Source organism: Thermomonas sp. (assembly GCF_020850895.1).
In the GTDB taxonomy this organism is placed as follows: Bacteria; Pseudomonadota; Gammaproteobacteria; order Xanthomonadales; family Xanthomonadaceae; genus Thermomonas.
Genome location: NZ_JADZDS010000025.1, coordinates 29,832 through 47,079 on the forward strand (window position 1 = coordinate 29,832; position 17,248 = coordinate 47,079).

Consider the following 17,248-nt stretch of genomic DNA (forward strand, 5'->3'; position numbering starts at 1 on the left):
CAGGGCCGCGTGAACGTGGATCAATGCGTGGGGTCGGAATGGGGTGATGGTTGGATCAGAAATCGATGCAACGGCCATCCTTTTCCCAATCACCGTATCGGGTGGGCTCCAGCCCAGACTTGCGCCCGCCATGTTCCGGCGGCAGGGCGGGTGTGTCGATGGCCGCGGGAGGCTGCCCGACACCGGCTCCCGGCGAGTCGCCAAGCTCCTTGCCTGCGTTGGATCGGTCTGCCAGCGATGCATTCATGACCCGCAAGTCTACGTCGGCGTGGCTTGTTGCGACAAGGCCAACGCTGTTGACGTGTCGCACATCACGGGCTCGGGACTGGTCACCACCGGCTCTCAAAACCCATGAATCCGGTCGAAATTCCACGACTTCCAACGCAAATCGTGGCCACTGGCAACAACCGACTGGCGCAATCCGCCTTCTCGCGGGATGATGGCCCCAGGGAGGTGGTGGATGAGGCCTGTGCAATCTGACGTCCTCGTGGTTGGTGGAGGATTGGCGGGGATCGTGTCTGCGCTGGAATGCCTGCGTGCCGGCAAGCGCGTGACCCTAGTCGACCGCGATACGCCGGAACGTTTCGGCGGGCTGGCGCTGTGGGCGTTCGGTGGCATGGCACTGGTCGGCACGCCGCTGCAGGAACGCGCGGGTATTCCGGACACGCCCGAGCGCGCCCTGCGCGACTGGGTGCGTTTCGGCGAACTCGATCCGAACGACACCTGGCCCTACCTGTGGGCCCAGCACTACGTCGAACGCTCCCGCAATGACGTCCACGACTGGCTGGTCGACCACGGCATCGGCTTCCTGCCGGCGGTCAATTGGGTGGAACGCGGTCGCTTCGGCGAAGGCAACAGCCTGCCGCGCTACCACGTGGTCTGGGGCACCGCACAGCGCTTGGTCCAATGCCTGACCAGTGCGCTGAAGACGGCTGGTGAAGGCGGCCGGCTCACCCTGTTGCACCGTCATTGCGTGATCGGCCTCGAATACGGCAGCGGACGCATGGCCGGCGCGGTGGCGCGCAACGAAGATTCCTCGGCGGAAGTGCGACTGGAGGCACCGGTGGTGGTGCTGGCCACCGGTGGCATCAACGGCAGCTTGCCGCAGGCGCGCCGCAATTGGCCGATCCACCTGCCGATGCCCAGCGACATGCTCAACGGCGCCAGCCCGCTCTCGGATGGCAAGCTGCATCAGATCGCAACGGGCTTCGGCGCACAGATCACCCATGCCGGCGAGATGTGGAACTACGCCGCCGGCGTGCCGCACCCCAAGCCGCACTTCCCCGGCCATGGCCTGTCGCTGATCCCCTGCAAATCGGCACTGTGGCTGGATCATCGCGGCCGCCGCATCGGCCCCGAACCGCTGGTGACCGGCTTCGACACGTCCTGGCTGTGCCAACGCGTCGCCGAGCAGGACAAGCCATGGACCTGGCAGGTATTGAATCGCCGCATCGCGCTGAAGGAATTCGCGATCTCGGGCGCCGAACACAATCCGCGCATCCGTGATCGCCAGTTCGTCCAGTTCCTGACCGAAACCCTGTTCGGCAATGCGCGACTGGTCGACCAGATGCACCGCGAAGTCCCGCAATTCCTGGCCGATGACAGCCTCTCTGGGCTTGTGACCAGGATGAACGCACTGGCCGGCACCGACGACATCGATCCGGATGTCCTGCAAGCCACCGTCGACGCCTTCGATGGCAATTTCGTCGACGGCAAGACGCTGGAGAACGACGCCCAGATCCGCGCGATCATGCACGCCCGCCAGTGGCGACCCGATCGCCTGCGCACCTGCAAGCCTGCGCCCTTGCAGAAGCTGGGTGCAGGCCCGTTCATCGCCATCCAGACCCGCCTGATCACCCGCAAGAGCTTGGGCGGCCTGCGCACCGACCTCGACAGCCGCGTGCTGGACGGCAACGACCAGCCGATCGACGGGCTGTACTGCGTCGGCGAAGCGGCCGGCTTTGGCGGCGGCGGCTCCTGCGGCAAGCGCTCGCTGGAGGGCACCTTCCTGCCTGGCTGCATTCTCACCGCACGCGCCGCAGCCCGTTCGATCAGCAAGGGCTGAACGTGCCCAACGGCGCCCAAGCCCTGCTGCAAACCCTGGCCGATGCCGGCATCGACGTCTGCTTCAGCAACCCGGGCACCAGCGAGATGCACTTCGTCGCCGCGCTGGATGCCGAGCCGCGGATGCGCGCCGTGCTGTGCCTGTTCGAAGGTGTGGCCACCGGCGCCGCCGATGGCTACGCACGGATGGCCGGCAAACCCGCCGCGACCTTGCTGCATCTGGGCTGTGGCCTCGGCAATGGCCTTGCCAACCTGCACAACGCCCGCAAGGGTAAGGTGCCGGTGGTCAATATCGTCGGCGACCACGCGACCTTCCATGTGCCGCTGGATGCGCAACTGCAATCGGATATCGAGACCGTGGCGCGCAATGTCTCGCCCGGGTTCGTGCGCACCTCGAACCGCACGGCCGACCTGTGCCGTGACGCGGCAGATGCGATCACCGCCGCACGCGGCCTGCCCGGACAGGTCGCCACCCTGATCCTGCCGGCCGACGTGAGTTGGGGCGACGGTGGCCAACCCTGCCCGCCGCCGCCATTACCGGCACCCGCGGCACCCGATGACGGTACGGTGCAGGCGATTGCCGACGCCATTCGCAGTGGCGGCAAGGCGGCCCTGTTGTTGGGCGGGCAGGCCTTGCGCGAACCGGCCTTGCTGACCGCCGCGAAGATCGCCGCGCACTGCGGCGTGAATGTGTTCTGCGAGGTGTTCCCGACCCGGTTGGAACGCGGCGCCGGGTTGCCGGCGGTCGAGCGCATTGCCTATCTGGCCGAGATGGCCAGCCTGCAACTTTCCGGCCTCCAGCATCTGGTCCTGGTCGATGCCAAATCACCGGTATCGTTCTTCGCCTATCCCGGCAAGGCCAGCGATCTGGTACCGGAAGGCTGCACCGTGCACACGCTGGCAACCCCCGCGCAGGATGCCGTTGCCGGGCTCGAAAAACTGGCCGCAGCACTGGACGCGACATCGGCCACGCCCGCCCTGCAAGCGGCCGCACGTCCATCGCGCCCACGCGGTCGCCTGACCGCCGCCAAGGTCTGCAAGGCGGTCGGCCACCTGCTGCCGGAGCGCGCGATCCTGATCGATGAAGCGATCACCTCGGGCCTGATGCTGGGCGTGATGACGACCGGCGGCCCGCGCCATGACCTGCTGACCCTGACCGGCGGCGCGATCGGGCAAGCCTTGCCGAATGCGGTCGGCGCTGCAATTGCCTGCCCCGATCGCAAGGTGCTTGCATTGGTCGGTGACGGCAGCGCGATGTACACGGTGCAGGCGCTATGGACGATGGCGCGCGAACGCCTCGACGTGATCGCGGTGATCTTCAACAACGCCAGCTACTCGGTGCTCAACGTCGAGTTGGATCGGGTCGGTGCCGGTAGCCGTGGGGGCCCCAAGGCCAAGGCGCAACTCGACCTGCACGGCCCCGTGCTCGATTTCGCATCGCTGGCACACGGTATGGGCGTGACGGCGACCCGCTGCGACCGTGCCGATGCCTTCTGCAAGGCACTGGAAACCGCGCTGGCGACACCCGGCCCGCACCTGATCGAGGCCGTGGTGCCGGAGTCATTGAACGCCAGCAAGCGCCGTGTCCTGCCTTGGCTGCTGCGCAGCCTGCCCAACCTGCCGAAACCGGTGGCACTGGCGCTCAAACGCAAGATCGCGCCCTAGACCCGGCACACAACTTCAGGCCAGTGAGCCCGCCGCCGCCACGATGTCCTCGTCCTTCGGAATCACGAGGAAGGCCGCGCCCGCCAGCGGCGTGTAGGTATCGGCACCGCAGACCCGTTGCAGCGGCTTGCCGCCAAAGCCGGCCTCGGTGATCGCGGTGATCACGCCTTCGCCTATGCCGGCGCTGAAGCGTCCCTCATCAACGATGAGAATGCGCGCGCATTCGCGGGCGTGCTTGGCAATCGCCGCGTGATTGAGCGGCACCAGCCAGCGCAGGTCGACCACCCGCACCTTCCAGCCGTGTTTGGCTTCGATCTCCCGCGCCGCACGCAGGCTCATCGGCATGCCATTTCCGTAGCTAAAGATCACGCAGTCGTTGGCATCGGCGTTGTAGACGCGCTCCTCGCCCAGCGTGAGCGCTAGGTCGGGGGCTGGATACTCGGTCAACCACTGACCATCGCCGGCTTCGTACAGGTCCTTGGTCATGTACAGCGCGATCGGTTCGAGGAAGGCGGTGACACGCCCGTCCACTTTCGCCAGTGCCGCCAGCGTGCGCAGCATCATCGCCGCATCATCGCCGCGCGAGGGACATCCGACGACCAAGCCGGGAATATCGCGCAGCGCGGTGACCGAGTTGTCGTTGTGGAAATGCCCACCGAAACCGCGCTGGTAACCCAGCCCGGCGATGCGCACCAGCATCGGGTTGGCGTACTGGTTATTGCTGAAGAATTGCAGCGAACACGCTTCGCCACGAACTTGGTCGATGGCATTGTGCAGGTAGGCCAGATATTGAATCTCGGGGATCGGCAGCATGCCCATGTTGGCAAAGCCCTGCGCCATGCCGAGGATCATGGTTTCATCCAACAAGGTGTTGAACACGCGCTTGTTGCCGAAGGCCTTGTGCAGGCCCTTGGTGACCGTGTACACGCCGCCCTTCTGGGCCACGTCCTCGCCGAACAGCAGGGTTTCCGGGTACTTGGCGAACAGGTCGTGCAAGGCCTGATTGATCTGGATCGCCAGATGCTTCGGCGCCTGCCTTTCCGGCAATTTCTCTTCGCTGCCGAAGGCCTTGATGCGCACCTCGTGCGTCGGCATGCGGATGGCTTCTGCCGCCACCTTGTCCGGCGAGTAAGGCGCCAACGGCGCCACCACGTGTTCCAGGGTTTCGATGCGTGGGCGGCGGTCGGCATCTTCGGCGGCCACGAAACACTTTTTGCGAGTGTCTTCGTACAGCGCAAGAATCTCGTCCGGACTCATCAAGCCCGACTCCAGTGCGATCGCCGCGCTGCGCAGCAGCGGATCGCCCGCTTCCACCGCGCACAGCTCTTCGAAGCTGCGCCATTCGATTTCGAAGTCGGTGCCGGCGTGGCCCATGATGCGGTTGGTGCGCAGGTGCAGGAAGGTCGGGCGGCGAGTCGTGCGGCAGTGCTCGACCGCGCGCAGCACGTCGCCGTAACCCGCGGCAAGGTCCAAGCCATCGGCGAAGAAGTAATCGAGGTCCGGGCGATTTCGGAAGCTCTCGGCGATCCAGCCACCGGGTGTCTTCACCGAGATACCGATGCCATTGTCCTCGCACACGTACAGCACCGGCGCCGGCAACTTCTGGTAGGCGGTCCAACTGGCCGCGTTGAACGCCGTCTGCGCGGTGGCGTGGTTGGCCGACGCATCGCCGAACGAACAGATGGCGATGGCATCGTCCGGCACCGGCAGGCCCACGCCGAGGCGCTTGCCGGCCTCGATCGCCACCGCCGTGCCCAGCGCCTTGGGCAGGTGCGAGGCAATCGTCGAGGTCTGCGGCAGCACCCACAAGGGCTTGCTGCCCCAGACCTTGTGGCGGCCGCCACTGGCCGGGTCTTCGGCGCTGGCGGCGAAACTCAGCGCCGAATCCATGATCGGATCCATCCCCGGCAACTTGCGGAAGCGCTCGGCCATGAAGCCGCCGCTGCGGTAATGCAGGAACGCCGGATCGGTATGCCGCGTGGCGCGCGCGACCATCGCATTGCCTTCGTGACCGGACGAGCCAATCGTGTAAAAGACCTTGTTCTGCACGCGCAGCACGCGCGCCATCAGGTCCAGATGGCGGGAGATCAATTGCGACTCGAACAGCTCGCGAAAACCACGCGCATCGAGCGCACTGCCGTCGAGGATTGCCTCGCCCGCCGCAGGCTTCGGCAGCGCCTGTCCGCTCCAACCGCGCACGAACTCCTGGAAATTGACGTCGCAGATCTCGGCGCGGTTCAAGCCCTTCATGCGGGCGGGAATCGGATTGGGAACGGTGTTGAACATGGCGATCTCTCATCCGGCGGAGTGCAAACCGCCATTTACGGAAAACGTGGGCAGACTCGAGCCTGCCTTGAAGGCGGTGCAGTCAGGTCGTTGCGGCGGCGCGGCGCGCGTTCCACTGCGCGACAGTCTGGCCCCACACATCCACCACGACATCCTGAAACGGGGGCGGCAGTTGGCCGGGGCCTTGCAGGGTCGAGCCGAGTCGCTTGGCCAGATTCTGCGAAGCGGTATTTCCGGGGTCGATGCAATGGATGATGGCATCCCAACCGAGGTTGGCAAATGCCCAATCGACTGCAGCGATGCCAGCCTCGGTGGCGTAGCCCTTGCCCCAGGCACGCGGATGGAAGGCATAGCCAATCTCGTTGCCGGGCCAGCCTTCCGGTTTCCACGGCCCGATCTGCCCCAGCCACAGGCCGCTGGACTTTTCGACCACGCCGAACATGCCGAAGCCCTGCACCAGCCACGCACCCGGCTGCCACAGGAAACGCCGCCACGCCTCAGCGCGGGTCACCGAACCTCCGATGAAACGAGCAGCATCTGCATCACCTTGCAGTTCCGCAAAGCCGTCGAAATCTTCGGCGCACGGTGGACGCAGGAGCAGACGGTCGGTTTCGATGCGGATGTCGTCGATTTTCATGCTCGGTTCCAAAAGCCCCTCTCCCACCGGGAGAGGGGTTGGGGTGAGGGTTCGGCACGCAGCACATGCGCATCCGCACCCTCATCCGCCCTTCGGGCACCTTCTCCCGGAGGGAGAAGGGAAAGCGACATCAAAACGCGTTGATTCCGGTCAATTCGCGGCCGATCACCAGCTGGTGCACGGTCTCGGTACCTTCGTAGGTGATCACGGATTCCAGATTCAACGCGTGGCGGATCGCGGCGTGCTCGGTGGTGATGCCGGCGCCGCCGAGCAGATCGCGGCATTCGCGCGCGATGTCGATCGCCATCCGGCAGTTGTTCCACTTCGCAAGGCTGACCTGCTGCGGCGCCATCGTCCCGGCATCCTTCAGCCTGCCCAATTGCAGCACCAGCAGTTGCGCGAGGGTGATGCGCCGAGCCATGTCGGCCATCTTCAGCTGCGCACTCTGGGTGGCGGCCACCGGGCGGTCGAACAGGATGCGCTCCTTGGTGTAGCCCAGCACTTCCTGCAAGCAGGCAATCGCCGCACCGATCGGGCCCCAGGTGATGCCGTAGCGCGCCTGGGTCAGGCAGCCCAGCGGCCCCTTCAGGCCCTTGACGTTCGGCAAGCGGCTGGAATCGGGCACCCGCACATTGTCGAAGAACAGCGCGCTGGTGACCGAGGCGCGCAGGCTCATCTTGTGCTTGATCTCCTGCGCACTGAAGCCGGGCATGCCCTTTTCCAGCAGGAAGCCCTGGATGCCCTCGTCGGTCTGCGCCCAGACGATGGCAATGTCGGCGAGGTTGCCATTGGTGATCCACATCTTGCTGCCGTTGATCACCCAGTCATCGCCATCGCGCTTGGCATGGGTTTTCATGTTGGCCGGGTCGGAACCGCCATGCGGTTCGGTCAGGCCGAAGCAGCCGATCACCTTGCCCGCCGCCATGTTCGGCAACCAGCGCTGGCGCTGCTCTTCGCTGCCGTAAGCGTAGATCGGGTACATGCACAGCGAGCTTTGCACGCTGACGAAACTGCGGATGCCGGAATCACCGCGTTCGAGTTCCTGGCAGATCAGGCCGTAGCTCACGCCGTTCAAACCGGCGCAACCGTACTGCTCCGGCAAGGACGAACCGAGCAGGCCCATCTCCGCAATCTCCGGGATCAACTCGCGCGGGAAACGGCCTTGGTCGAAGGCCTCGCCGATGATCGGGATGACGCGCTCGTCGGTGAATCGGGCAACGCTGTCCTGGATGGCGCGCTCTTCATCGGTCAGCAGGGAACGGACATCGAACAGATCGACGGGATTGAGGGCCATGGCAGCATTCATTCAGGTGAAACCGCCATTTTACCCGTGCACTGCGCCCAGCCGGTACGTGCGAATCGCCCATTGCATCGCGCAAAACGCCGAACCTGCCCGTTGCGGCGTGCGATTCGCAAGCCCGCCGCCATGTCCACACCACCGTGCGCCAGCCCGTGCTAGTTTTTCGGGATGGCCAATCCCCTACTCGCCCCGTTGCTCGGCTGGTTCGGCAAACTGAGCTTCCCGCGGCTGTTCGTACTGACCGCCGTGCTGTTCATGGTTGACCTGCTGATCCCCGATTTCATCCCGTTCGTTGATGAAATCCTGCTGGGTCTGGGCACCCTGCTGCTGGCGCGCTGGAAGACAACGCCCAGTGCCGACCCGCAGCCCATCGAAGGCGAATCGCGGCGCCCGTGATCCGGGGATGCCCTCGATGCGCCTGATCGATAGCCACAGCCATTTCGACGCCGCGGAGTTCGACGCCGATCGTGACGTTGCGCTTGCCCGCGCCGTCGAAGCGGGTGTGGCGATGCAGATCGTCCCCGCCGTGGATGCCGCCAGTTGGCCGAAACTCAAGCAGGTCTGTGCGTCCCATCCCGGCCTGTTCCCTGCGTACGGCCTGCATCCGATGTTCCTTGCCGCGCATCGCCCCGAGCACCTCGTTGCACTGCGCGCGTGGATCGAGCGCGAGCATCCGCTGGCCATGGGCGAATGCGGGCTGGATTTTTTCGTCGAAGGCCTCGATGCCGACGCGCAGCAAACCTATTTCGATGGGCAACTGCGGCTGGCGCGCGAATTCGACCTGCCAGTGATCGTGCATGCGCGGCGGGCGGTGGACGCGGTGATCGCAGCCATCCGCAAGATCGGCGGACTGCGCGGCGTGATCCACAGCTTTCCCGGCAGCGCGGAACAAGCCGCGCAACTGCACGGGCTCGGCTTCCTGCTCGGCATCGGCGGGCCGGTCACCTACGACCGTGCCAAGCGCTTGCGGAGCGTGGTGGCGCGCGTGCCGCTGGAACAATTGCTGCTGGAAACCGACAGCCCCGACCAGCCTGACGCCACGCGCCGTGGTCAACGCAATGAACCGGCCTATCTTGTCAACGTGCTCAATGTCCTCGCCATGCTGCGCGGCATCCCGCAAGTGGAGCTCGCAGCCACCACGACCGCCAACGCGCGGCGCCTGTTCCGTCTGACCGGCCCCTGAAAAACGAGCCTGGGCATGCTTCCGCGCCGCCCGGTCGTTGCCCGACAGGTGTTGCTTCCAAAACCGAAGCCTTGACTACACAGGTTGTCTGATGCAGACAACCTTCGTCTTCGGAATCGAATCGTGCCAAGCAATGCCTTCATCCGAGGCAAGCAGGGAAAACGGCTCGAATGGAATGTGCCGGCACAGCGTCCTCAGGAACACCTGCCACAGCGTCGGCCTGCCGCCGTCGACGCCCACGACCTTCGTTCCTGCCACCAGCTTTCCGATCGTTCGCGAGAACATGGCCTCGAGTGACACGAAATAGATGAAGTAGACGATGAATGACATCAGCACGCCCATTGCACCATCCATCGCATTGATGACCGCATCCGCCCCCATCAGCGCAAGGACAATCACGATCACTGTGAATAGCGCGTAGAAGCAGAAAATGTCGATCAGGCACGTGGCGAAACGCCGCCATTTGCCGGCAATCGGTGCATCCCGGTCACGCGGCTCGAAGATGCCGGCCGTCGTGGCCTGGTATGGGTTCAGGTCGGTCATTGTCTCCCCTTTACAATATTCCACGTTGACTGACGCAAAGGTAACGCTGTTTGAGTCGGCGTTGCCTGCCGACCATGGATGGTCATCCGCGGATCGAACACCTGTGTGATTGATCCGCGTGAGCGGCGTCCGGGCATGCACCGGACGCAGCGTGTGCTGACACGTCCAAGTAGGACTTGTTCAGCATTTCCCTGAGGATAGCGGGCGACAAGGCGCATCCGCCTCCGGCATGCCGCATCAGCCCTCGTTGGCGCCACGCAGCAGCATCCCGATCGCCTTGCCTACCGCTGCAAATGCAAATGCACCCGTCACATGGGCGGCAGCGCCCAGCCCCGCCCCGCAATCCAGCCTCAGCGATTCATCCTTGCCCAAGCGTGGGCGTACCCCACAGACACTGCCATCTGATTGCGGATAACGGACGTTCTCCAGCGAATACACCGCTGGCACGCCGAAATAGCGGTCGTGGTTCTTGGGGAAATTGAACTCGCCGCGTAACTTTTTCCTGATCAACGACAGCATCGCGTCGTGCTCGGTGCGTGACAGGTCGCGAACACGAATCTGGGTGACATCGCTGCGTCCACCGGCCGAACCCACAGTGAGGATCGGCTGCTTGCGGCGGCGGCAAAACGCGATCGCCTCGACCTTGGTGCGGAAGCTGTCGCATGCGTCAAGCACCAAACTCACAGGTGTTCCCAACAACGCCTCCATGTTCGACGGCGTCAGGAACTGCTGCCTCGAATGCAGCACGATCCCGGGGTTGATCGCACGGCAACGCTCCGCCATCGCCTCGACCTTGGATCGCCCATATTGACCATCCAGGGCAGGCAGTTGGCGGTTGGTGTTGGTCACGCACAACTCGTCTGCATCGATCAGCGTCAGCGTGCCCACGCCACTGCGCGCCAGTGCTTCCACCGCCCACGAGCCGACGCCGCCGATCCCGACAACGGCGACATGGCTGCCGGCCAACTCGGCCAATGCGCCGCGGCCGTACAACCGGTCGATGCCGCCGAACCGTTCTTCCATTGCCCTCTCCCTGCGTCGGCCATGATTTGCAGCCGCGTCCGGAGCTACCGTACGCTTTGGCTTGCGGCACCCATTCGTCACCGTTGCGGAACTGCATGCCGGCACGCCATTTTACCGGAGTCTTGCCAGATGAATTTTGGTCCATTGGGTATCGCCGGCACGGTTGTGCCGATCGTCATCGTGGTGGTCGTGGCCGGATTGATTGTCTTGGTGCGCAAGCTTGGCCGCAGTGTTGAACGAGACCTCGAGCGCACACGGACACTGCTTCGGGACGACAACACGCCGTCCTCAAACGATCCCTACGCTCCGCAGAACCTGCCGCGCCCTTCGGACGAGATCATGGCGCTGATTCGGGCCAGGGACACCATCACGGCGGCACGGATGTACCAGCTGGAAACCGGTCTGGGCCTGATCGAATGCAAGCGCGCAATCGACTACTACGCCAACCGCTGAGGAATCCCTGGAAAGATCTGAACCACTCCATCCTGGAGTTGTCAGGCCGCGTCAAGCCCAGCACAGGCCCGGGTAGGGATTCGCGTGCGCACTCCAGGGGCGCTTGCGCACCGAACTGCAACGTCGGCGCGACATCTGACGCGGGTACCCGGTGCAAGTGCCGCGGACGGGCAGCGGAATCACCGGCCCGGTTGCAACCGCTACTGCACTGCGCCATGCTGCGTCCAGCGCAACAAGAGTGTTTGCTCAATGTCAGCAACCCGCGTCATCAAGAAATACCCGAACCGTCGTCTGTACGACACGGAAATTTCCAGCTACATCACCATCGAGGACGTGCGCCAGCTGATCGTCGATGGCGAGACGCTGGAAGTACGCGACGCCAAGACCGGCGAAGACCTGACCAGGCAGGTTTTGCTGCAGATCATCACCGAACACGAGCAGGAAGGACAGCCGATGCTGTCCACCCAGTTGCTGAGCCAATTGATCCGCTTCTACGGCGACTCGTTGCAGGGCTTCATGGGCAACTACCTCGAACGCTCGATGCAAGTGTTCCTGGAACAGCAGCAGCAGTTCCGCCAGCAGATGGGTGGCCTGCTCGGGCAGACCCCATGGACCATGCTCAACCAGCTGACCGAACGCAACATGGCGCTATGGAAGGATTTTCAGCAGAATCTCGGCGGCATGGGCAGCGCCACCCACCCGGGCCATGCCAAGGACGCGCGCAAGCCGCGTTAAGGCAATGCTGAACACGTCCCTCCTGGACGTGTCAGCACACGCTGCGTCCGGTGCAAGCCCGGACGCAGGTCACGCCGACTAAATCAGCGTTGCACTAATCACTCTGCCAGCTGAGCCAGCCGCTACGGCCTGTCGGAGGCCGCTTGTTTCACGCAAGCTCAAGACTTGTAAAACGGGGTCCCACCGGATCGAATCCCACGTGGGATCGATCTTCAGCACGGCATCAACCCATGGCCGGGGACTCGGTCACGGCCCGGCAGCGGCGGTCGCGGCCGCTGGCTGCGAACTGCAAAATCTAGCGCGGTATTCCAACGCCTTGGGCATCAATTCCTGCAAGTGCTGAATACGGCTGCCCGCGCTGGGATGGGTCGAGGCGAACTCTGGTGGCGAGCCACCCCCACTTGCCCGGTCCATGCGCTGCCAAAGCGGGATCGCCTGGCGCGGATCGTAGCAGGCAGCGGCGGCAAGCATCAGGCCCATTTCATCCGCCTGGCTTTCCTGGCTGCGCGCATAGGGCAAGGCACTGCCATAGCCATAAGCCGACATCACCGTCCTCAGGGTGCCCTGGTCCATGCCGCTGGCAGCCCCCGCAACTTGGCCAAGCTGCTCCAACCTCTCGCGGGTCATGCGCTGCGCACCGTGGCGAAGCAAGGCATGGGCGATTTCATGGCCCATCACGATCGCCATGGCATCGTCGTTTTCTGCCACCGGCAGCAACCCGGTATAGACCGCCATCTTTCCGCCCGGCAGGCAGAACGCATTGACTTGGTCGGACTGCAGCACGCTGACATCCCAGTCGAAGGACCGTTCGATGTGCGTTGCCTGCATTCCATGACTGGAGGCAAGGGCGTCGGACACCTCGGGAATCCTGGCGATCAGCCGGTCGGCGATCCCCCGCACCTGCCGTGAGGCTTGGGCATCGGATGGCAACGGATTCTCCTGCCGCAAGACCTCGCGATAGGCCTGCAGGCCGAGCGCCTTTTCCTGTTCCGGGGAAATGCTGCGGTCGATCACGACGGTCTCCCCGGTCAACGGATCGACGCTGCGATTGGAAAACCAGTACCAACCCGCATAGGCGGCGAATATCACCAAGACCCAGAGACGCAGACCACCGCGCCGGCGATTCGGTAGTTGGTTCATGTCACCCTCCCTCGGAAACCCGAAGATTGCCTCGTGCGGATGGCGGCGTCAAAGCTGCCGCACCAGCCGAAAGCCGACCCGGGCATTGGTGGTGTCAACCCCTCCAGCCACACGCCAAGCAGAACGCAGTTGGTTGGGCGCGCTGGCCCATGCCCCCCCACGGTACATGCGGGTACGACAGCCGGGGTTGACCCAGGCTGCTCCATTCGCAGGTGCCCTCCGGTAGCCCTTGTGCCAGCAGTCGACGATCCACTCGCTGACGTTGCCGCCCATGTCGTACAGGCCGAACGCATTGCGCCGGAAACTGCCGACCGGAGCCGGTCCCCACCATCCATCGCCATAGCCCGCAACCGCATTGTTCCAGTGCAGCCCCCGCGGCGAAACGTCCCTTGCGCCGGCGAAATTGTCCACGCCGGCAGGTGGCGCCCCGTTGCCCCATGGGTAAATTCCCTGGTTGCCGGCGCGCAGCCCGTATTCGAACTCGGCCTCGCTGGGCAACCGGTAGTGGGCACGGGTCTGCTCGGACAGCCACGCTGCATACGCTTCAGCATCCCAGGCGGTGACATGCAGAACCGGCATGTCATCTGCGGCCGGCCGGCCGTCATAACCGGAACTCCAGTCCACCCCGCTCACGCGGGCAAAATTTCCACTGCGCACGTCGTAGATCATCGAATGGCCGCGCTGGTTGGCGCGCGCTTGGTAGTTCGTCGCGGCCACGAATCGCCGGAACTCGCCCACCGTGACCTCATGCCGCATCATTGCAAAACCGCGCGCGAAATCCACTCGATGTTGTGGTTGTTCGTCCACCACTGAATCAGGCTCCCCGGCTTCCGCACCCATCAGGAAAGTACCCGTTGGCAGCACCACCATCGATGGCCCGCGGCTGGCGTCCGGCATTTCATCGCTGAACACTTCGCCCGGCCGGAATGCCCCGTAGTGGCTGACGGTGTCGATCCGTTCGCGCAGTACGACGGCGAGGCGATCCGCTGGACGCGAGATCCGCAACATGTCGGCAAGTCGCTCGCGGGCGAATTGCAGGCCTTCGGGACTGGCAAGTGCAATCATCCCGGCATCCCCGAGGCGGCGCAGGTACTCCACCCGAGCCATCTCGACCCGGCCCCGTGCCACGGCAAGGGTTCGGGGATCGTTGCGCACGTTCCGCGCACGCTTGAGCAGTGCCTCGGCACCAGCGATATCGCCCGCCTGCGCTCGGGTCTGCGCGCGTGCGATCAGCAGCGCCTCCACCGCGGCGATCCCCTGTGCGGAGGCGATTTGCTGCGGCCACAAGGCCTGAGCAGCCCGGAAGGTCACCAATGCACCGGCAGGATCGTCCAACCTGCCCGAACGAAGAAGGATGTACCCCCTGTTCGTCATGTCGAATGCACGCTCGGCGCGGTCGACCTTATCCAGGTAGTCCCCGACCTCCTTCATGTCCGGCCACAGCGTGCGCAACACATTGCCCATGCGCTGGGCGTAGCGCAGGGATGCCGGATCTTCACTTGCATCCAGTGCAATGTTCGCCTGCGCCAGCAATGCGGCGCGTGCACGACCGAGAAGTTCCTGGTCCCCGGCGTCGTCTGGCTGGAGTGTTCGCAACGCCATCAGCAACGGAATGGCCGAATGTTCGGTCTCGAACAGATCACCTTCCTGCAAGGCCCGGCGCGCCTGGGCGCGTGCGCGTTCAGGTTGGTTGATCTCCACCTTCGGCAAGGTCCAGCTGAGCACATCGGCCAAGGCGTCATCGCCATGAATGCTCACTGCTCCAGAACTTGCATGGGCCTGTGGCGACGCGGCGGCAGGCCGGGGTGGCTGGGGTGCCGGGGACTGCGCCGACGGTGCCTGTTCACGTCCACACGACGCGAGCAAGGCGACCATCGCAAGCTGCAAGACACGGGTACGCAAACGCCTACTCCACCGACGACGCACCGGAATCCGCGGTGCTTGGTATGAAGGTAGGGCATGGGCCAGCCCCCGGCAACCGCATAATGCGCGGATGACACTCTGGATCGACACGCCTCAGGCGCTCCGCGAACACACATCACGACTTCCACCTGTCATCGGGCTTGACACGGAATTCATTCGAGAGCGGACCTTCTGGCCGCAATTGGCCTTGGTCCAGATCGCACTTGGACCCTCCGACGACGGCCACGGCATCTTGCTCGTCGACGCGCGTGCCGCGGGCATGTGCGCGGAACTCGCCCGGCTGCTGGCCAACCCTGACGTCCTCAAGCTGATGCACAGTCCGAGCGAGGATCTGGTTGCTTTCCGACACGCCTGCGGCGCCCTGCCTGCCCCCCTGTTCGACACCCAGACCGCTGCAGCGCTTGTGGACATCGGGGCGGGCATGAGCTACCAGAAACTGGTGCGGTCCCTGTGCGGGGTCGAACTCCCCAAGGGCGAGACCCGGTCTGACTGGATGCGGCGCCCCTTGCTTCCCTCCCAGTTGGACTACGCCGCCGACGATGTGCGCTATCTGCACGCCCTGCACGCGGTCCTGCAAGACCGACTGGACGCGCTGGGGCGTGGCGCATGGATCGTCGAGGAGTGTGCACGGCAATTGGACAGTGCGGCCGATTCCGACGCCGACCCCTGGCCACACTTGGGCATCCGCAGCGCGCGATCCCTTGCGGTCGATGGCCAGCATCGGCTGTTGCGACTGCTGCGCTGGCGCGAAGCACAGGCCAGATCCAGCGACCGCCCGCGCAGTTGGATCCTCGACAACGAACTGGCGGTGCAGTTGGCACGGCGCGCCCCCTCAAGCCCTGCCGCCTTCCACGCCCTGCTCGACGCCGCGCCCAAGGCGCCACGCAGCCTGCGAGAAGCGCTCTGGAAGGCCCTGGTCACGCCGCTTGCCGATGAGCCACAAGCCCCGCTGGCCCACGATGAGGAACGCGACCGCACACGCCTGCGCACATTGCAGGATGCTGTCGCCACCATAGCCTCGGAACTGCAACTTCCGGAAAGCGTCCTGGCATCACGCCGCATGTTGGAAGGCCTGCTCGACGGCAAGGGGTGGACCGGCGCACTGGCCGGCTGGCGCCGGCCCCGGCTCGAACCACGCCTGGCACCCTTGCTTGCCGCCGCCCCGGAAGCCTAAAGCAATGCTGAACACGTCCCTCCTGGGCGTGTCAGCACACGCACCGTCCGGCACATGTCCGGACGGTGCTCACGCCAAAATAAATCAGCGTTGCCCAATTGCCTTGGCACGGAACCAGGCCATCATCGGCACTCCGGGATCAACGCATCTGCCCTCAACGCCCCCAGCCGCGCCACGACACAGCTTGCCTGCACCCGGCCCGATACTCTAAACTTCGCGTCCCGCACGGGGCCATAGCTCAGCTGGGAGAGCGCGTCGTTCGCAATGACGAGGTCGGGAGTTCGATCCTCCCTGGCTCCACCAATACTCAAAAGAACAGCGCCCTGAAAGGCGCTGTTCTTTTTCGTGCAACAGAATCCACGGAACCGGCGAATGCCGAATCGGCAGTCAGTTCCCTCCGCCACCCGGCGTGCCAGGGGTCGTGCAGGTGAGATTCGCCGTATCCATCGTGCTGCCCGCGGGGCAGAACCAGATAACGTCAGGATGATCCACGCGGCCTAGCGAGTTGAGGCCAACGGAACCCATCCAGCCCTTGTCGATCATGAGATCGAAAGCGAGGTTGGCATACGCCCCCTGTGCCCCCACATTGAAAAGGAAAGCCGATTCGCGGAACGAGTATCCAAGGCCCAGTTCACCCTGGAAATCACGTCGTCCGCTGAGTGCCTTGACGCGAAACTCAGCCGGCCCGACTGGCCCACCGCTCAGCACCCAAGTGAACTCAGCCTTGCCGCCACTGACATGTTCGTTGGCGCTGACTCGGGCAGCACGATAGCCCAGTACGGCAGTGGCGCCACTGCGCACGCCGAAATTCCAGTTGATGCCCGCATACGCACTGTTGTCATGGCGTCCAACGAAAGTCGCCGTGGCCGGAGTCACGACCGGCGGCGTCCCCGGTCCACCCTTCCCCGCATTCGCAGGAAATGCAACCAGCCCGGAGCACGCAAGAACCAAAGCAGCGATACCGCGAATCGGCATGCTCATCCTTATCTCTCCCCGTTGAAGAGGCGTCGGCAATCCATGACTCAAAACACGGGACGCAAGTCACGTTTTTTGGCTTGTATACGAAAAAACCCGCGCTGTAAATACCCGATCCGACAGCCGGTCATGGGGACGCCGAGGGAC

At 64.4% G+C, this 17,248-nt stretch carries 16 protein-coding genes and 1 tRNA gene; 8 read left to right on the forward strand and 9 right to left on the reverse strand.

Features of this window, described 5'->3' with window-relative positions:
• Positions 1 to 55: 55 nt before the first annotated feature.
• Positions 56 to 247 (reverse strand): DUF1674 domain-containing protein, encoded by a 192-nt coding sequence (locus IT472_RS02830; protein ID WP_297178054.1) that lies wholly within the window; start codon positions 245 to 247, stop codon positions 56 to 58.
• A 213-nt stretch (positions 248 to 460) separates the two neighbouring features.
• Here IT472_RS02830 and IT472_RS02835 point away from each other — a divergent pair, with 213 nt between their 5' ends.
• Together IT472_RS02835 and IT472_RS02840 are read left to right on the forward strand one after the other, a co-directional pair.
• Positions 461 to 2,065, forward strand: coding sequence for an FAD-dependent oxidoreductase (locus tag IT472_RS02835; RefSeq protein WP_297178057.1), 1,605 nt, complete (start codon positions 461 to 463; stop codon positions 2,063 to 2,065).
• A 2-nt stretch (positions 2,066 to 2,067) separates the two neighbouring features.
• The gene (locus IT472_RS02840) at positions 2,068 to 3,729 is read left to right on the forward strand and encodes an acetolactate synthase large subunit (RefSeq protein WP_297178060.1); all 1,662 of its coding nucleotides are present in this window, start codon (positions 2,068 to 2,070) and stop codon (positions 3,727 to 3,729) included.
• Between the two features lie 15 nt (positions 3,730 to 3,744).
• Here the strand turns inward: IT472_RS02840 and IT472_RS02845 are convergent, their stop codons facing one another.
• The 3 genes from IT472_RS02845 to IT472_RS02855 all read right to left on the reverse strand — a co-directional run bounded on the left by IT472_RS02845 (position 3,745) and on the right by IT472_RS02855 (position 7,946).
• Positions 3,745 to 6,015, reverse strand: a complete 2,271-nt coding sequence (locus tag IT472_RS02845; protein WP_297178063.1) for a thiamine pyrophosphate-dependent enzyme — start codon at positions 6,013 to 6,015, stop codon at positions 3,745 to 3,747.
• Between the two features lie 82 nt (positions 6,016 to 6,097).
• Positions 6,098 to 6,652, reverse strand: a complete 555-nt coding sequence (locus tag IT472_RS02850) for a GNAT family N-acetyltransferase (RefSeq protein ID WP_297178066.1) — start codon at positions 6,650 to 6,652, stop codon at positions 6,098 to 6,100.
• A 130-nt stretch (positions 6,653 to 6,782) separates the two neighbouring features.
• Entirely contained in the window at positions 6,783 to 7,946 is a 1,164-nt protein-coding gene (locus IT472_RS02855; RefSeq protein ID WP_297178069.1) for an acyl-CoA dehydrogenase family protein, read from the reverse strand.
• Positions 7,947 to 8,120: 174 nt separating this feature from the next.
• Here IT472_RS02855 and IT472_RS02860 point away from each other — a divergent pair, with 174 nt between their 5' ends.
• Positions 8,121 to 8,348, forward strand: a complete 228-nt coding sequence (locus IT472_RS02860; protein ID WP_297178073.1) for a DUF6116 family protein — start codon at positions 8,121 to 8,123, stop codon at positions 8,346 to 8,348.
• Between the two features lie 16 nt (positions 8,349 to 8,364).
• Positions 8,365 to 9,135, forward strand: coding sequence for a TatD family hydrolase (locus IT472_RS02865; protein ID WP_297178076.1), 771 nt, complete (start codon positions 8,365 to 8,367; stop codon positions 9,133 to 9,135).
• A 75-nt stretch (positions 9,136 to 9,210) separates the two neighbouring features.
• Here IT472_RS02865 and IT472_RS02870 read toward each other — a convergent pair whose 3' ends face one another.
• Both IT472_RS02870 and IT472_RS02875 read right to left on the reverse strand, forming a co-directional pair.
• Positions 9,211 to 9,678 carry an RDD family protein gene (locus IT472_RS02870; RefSeq protein WP_297178079.1) on the reverse strand — a complete coding sequence of 156 codons (468 nt, stop codon included), beginning with the start codon at positions 9,676 to 9,678 and terminating at the stop codon, positions 9,211 to 9,213.
• A gap of 237 nt (positions 9,679 to 9,915) precedes the next feature.
• Positions 9,916 to 10,701, reverse strand: a complete 786-nt coding sequence (locus IT472_RS02875; RefSeq protein ID WP_297178082.1) for a tRNA threonylcarbamoyladenosine dehydratase — start codon at positions 10,699 to 10,701, stop codon at positions 9,916 to 9,918.
• Positions 10,702 to 10,845: 144 nt separating this feature from the next.
• On the opposite strand from IT472_RS02875, the gene IT472_RS02880 reads away from it, so the two are divergent.
• Together IT472_RS02880 and phaR are read left to right on the forward strand one after the other, a co-directional pair.
• Positions 10,846 to 11,154 carry a hypothetical protein gene (locus tag IT472_RS02880; RefSeq protein ID WP_297178084.1) on the forward strand — a complete coding sequence of 103 codons (309 nt, stop codon included), beginning with the start codon at positions 10,846 to 10,848 and terminating at the stop codon, positions 11,152 to 11,154.
• A gap of 249 nt (positions 11,155 to 11,403) precedes the next feature.
• A complete protein-coding gene (gene phaR, locus IT472_RS02885) occupies positions 11,404 to 11,889 on the forward strand; it encodes a polyhydroxyalkanoate synthesis repressor PhaR (RefSeq protein ID WP_297178087.1) in 486 nt (161 codons plus the stop codon).
• A 246-nt stretch (positions 11,890 to 12,135) separates the two neighbouring features.
• Here phaR and IT472_RS02890 read toward each other — a convergent pair whose 3' ends face one another.
• Together IT472_RS02890 and IT472_RS02895 are read right to left on the reverse strand one after the other, a co-directional pair.
• On the reverse strand, positions 12,136 to 13,029 hold the full coding sequence (locus IT472_RS02890; protein ID WP_297178089.1) for a M48 family metallopeptidase: 894 nt from the start codon (positions 13,027 to 13,029) through the stop codon (positions 12,136 to 12,138).
• Positions 13,030 to 13,077: 48 nt separating this feature from the next.
• Positions 13,078 to 14,787 carry a formylglycine-generating enzyme family protein gene (locus IT472_RS02895; protein WP_297178092.1) on the reverse strand — a complete coding sequence of 570 codons (1,710 nt, stop codon included), beginning with the start codon at positions 14,785 to 14,787 and terminating at the stop codon, positions 13,078 to 13,080.
• Positions 14,788 to 15,022: 235 nt separating this feature from the next.
• On the opposite strand from IT472_RS02895, the gene rnd reads away from it, so the two are divergent.
• Both rnd and IT472_RS02905 read left to right on the forward strand, forming a co-directional pair.
• Positions 15,023 to 16,126 (forward strand): ribonuclease D, encoded by a 1,104-nt coding sequence (gene rnd, locus IT472_RS02900; RefSeq protein WP_297178096.1) that lies wholly within the window; start codon positions 15,023 to 15,025, stop codon positions 16,124 to 16,126.
• A gap of 227 nt (positions 16,127 to 16,353) precedes the next feature.
• A tRNA-Ala gene (locus IT472_RS02905) sits at positions 16,354 to 16,429 on the forward strand.
• 84 nt (positions 16,430 to 16,513) lie between these two features.
• Here IT472_RS02905 and IT472_RS02910 read toward each other — a convergent pair.
• Positions 16,514 to 17,107: a hypothetical protein gene (locus IT472_RS02910; RefSeq protein ID WP_297178099.1), complete on the reverse strand. Its 594-nt coding sequence runs from the start codon at positions 17,105 to 17,107 to the stop codon at positions 16,514 to 16,516.
• Between the last annotated feature and the right edge of the window lie 141 nt (positions 17,108 to 17,248).

What these genes read in the sequence shown, in the direction of transcription:
- IT472_RS02855 (WP_297178069.1), bottom strand. Translation starts at nt 7,946, where the DNA reads ATGGCCCTCAATCCCGTCGATCTGTTCGATGTCCGTTCCCTGCTGACC.
- IT472_RS02845 (WP_297178063.1), bottom strand. Translation starts at nt 6,015, where the DNA reads ATGTTCAACACCGTTCCCAATCCGATTCCCGCCCGCATGAAGGGCTTG.
- rnd (WP_297178096.1), top strand. Translation starts at nt 15,023, where the DNA reads ATGACACTCTGGATCGACACGCCTCAGGCGCTCCGCGAACACACATCA.
- IT472_RS02830 (WP_297178054.1), bottom strand. Translation starts at nt 247, where the DNA reads ATGAATGCATCGCTGGCAGACCGATCCAACGCAGGCAAGGAGCTTGGC.
- IT472_RS02870 (WP_297178079.1), bottom strand. Translation starts at nt 9,678, where the DNA reads ATGACCGACCTGAACCCATACCAGGCCACGACGGCCGGCATCTTCGAG.
- IT472_RS02865 (WP_297178076.1), top strand. Translation starts at nt 8,365, where the DNA reads ATGCGCCTGATCGATAGCCACAGCCATTTCGACGCCGCGGAGTTCGAC.
- IT472_RS02890 (WP_297178089.1), bottom strand. Translation starts at nt 13,029, where the DNA reads ATGAACCAACTACCGAATCGCCGGCGCGGTGGTCTGCGTCTCTGGGTC.
- IT472_RS02910 (WP_297178099.1), bottom strand. Translation starts at nt 17,107, where the DNA reads ATGAGCATGCCGATTCGCGGTATCGCTGCTTTGGTTCTTGCGTGCTCC.
- IT472_RS02850 (WP_297178066.1), bottom strand. Translation starts at nt 6,652, where the DNA reads ATGAAAATCGACGACATCCGCATCGAAACCGACCGTCTGCTCCTGCGT.
- phaR (WP_297178087.1), top strand. Translation starts at nt 11,404, where the DNA reads ATGTCAGCAACCCGCGTCATCAAGAAATACCCGAACCGTCGTCTGTAC.
- IT472_RS02860 (WP_297178073.1), top strand. Translation starts at nt 8,121, where the DNA reads ATGGCCAATCCCCTACTCGCCCCGTTGCTCGGCTGGTTCGGCAAACTG.
- IT472_RS02875 (WP_297178082.1), bottom strand. Translation starts at nt 10,701, where the DNA reads ATGGAAGAACGGTTCGGCGGCATCGACCGGTTGTACGGCCGCGGCGCA.
- IT472_RS02835 (WP_297178057.1), top strand. Translation starts at nt 461, where the DNA reads ATGAGGCCTGTGCAATCTGACGTCCTCGTGGTTGGTGGAGGATTGGCG.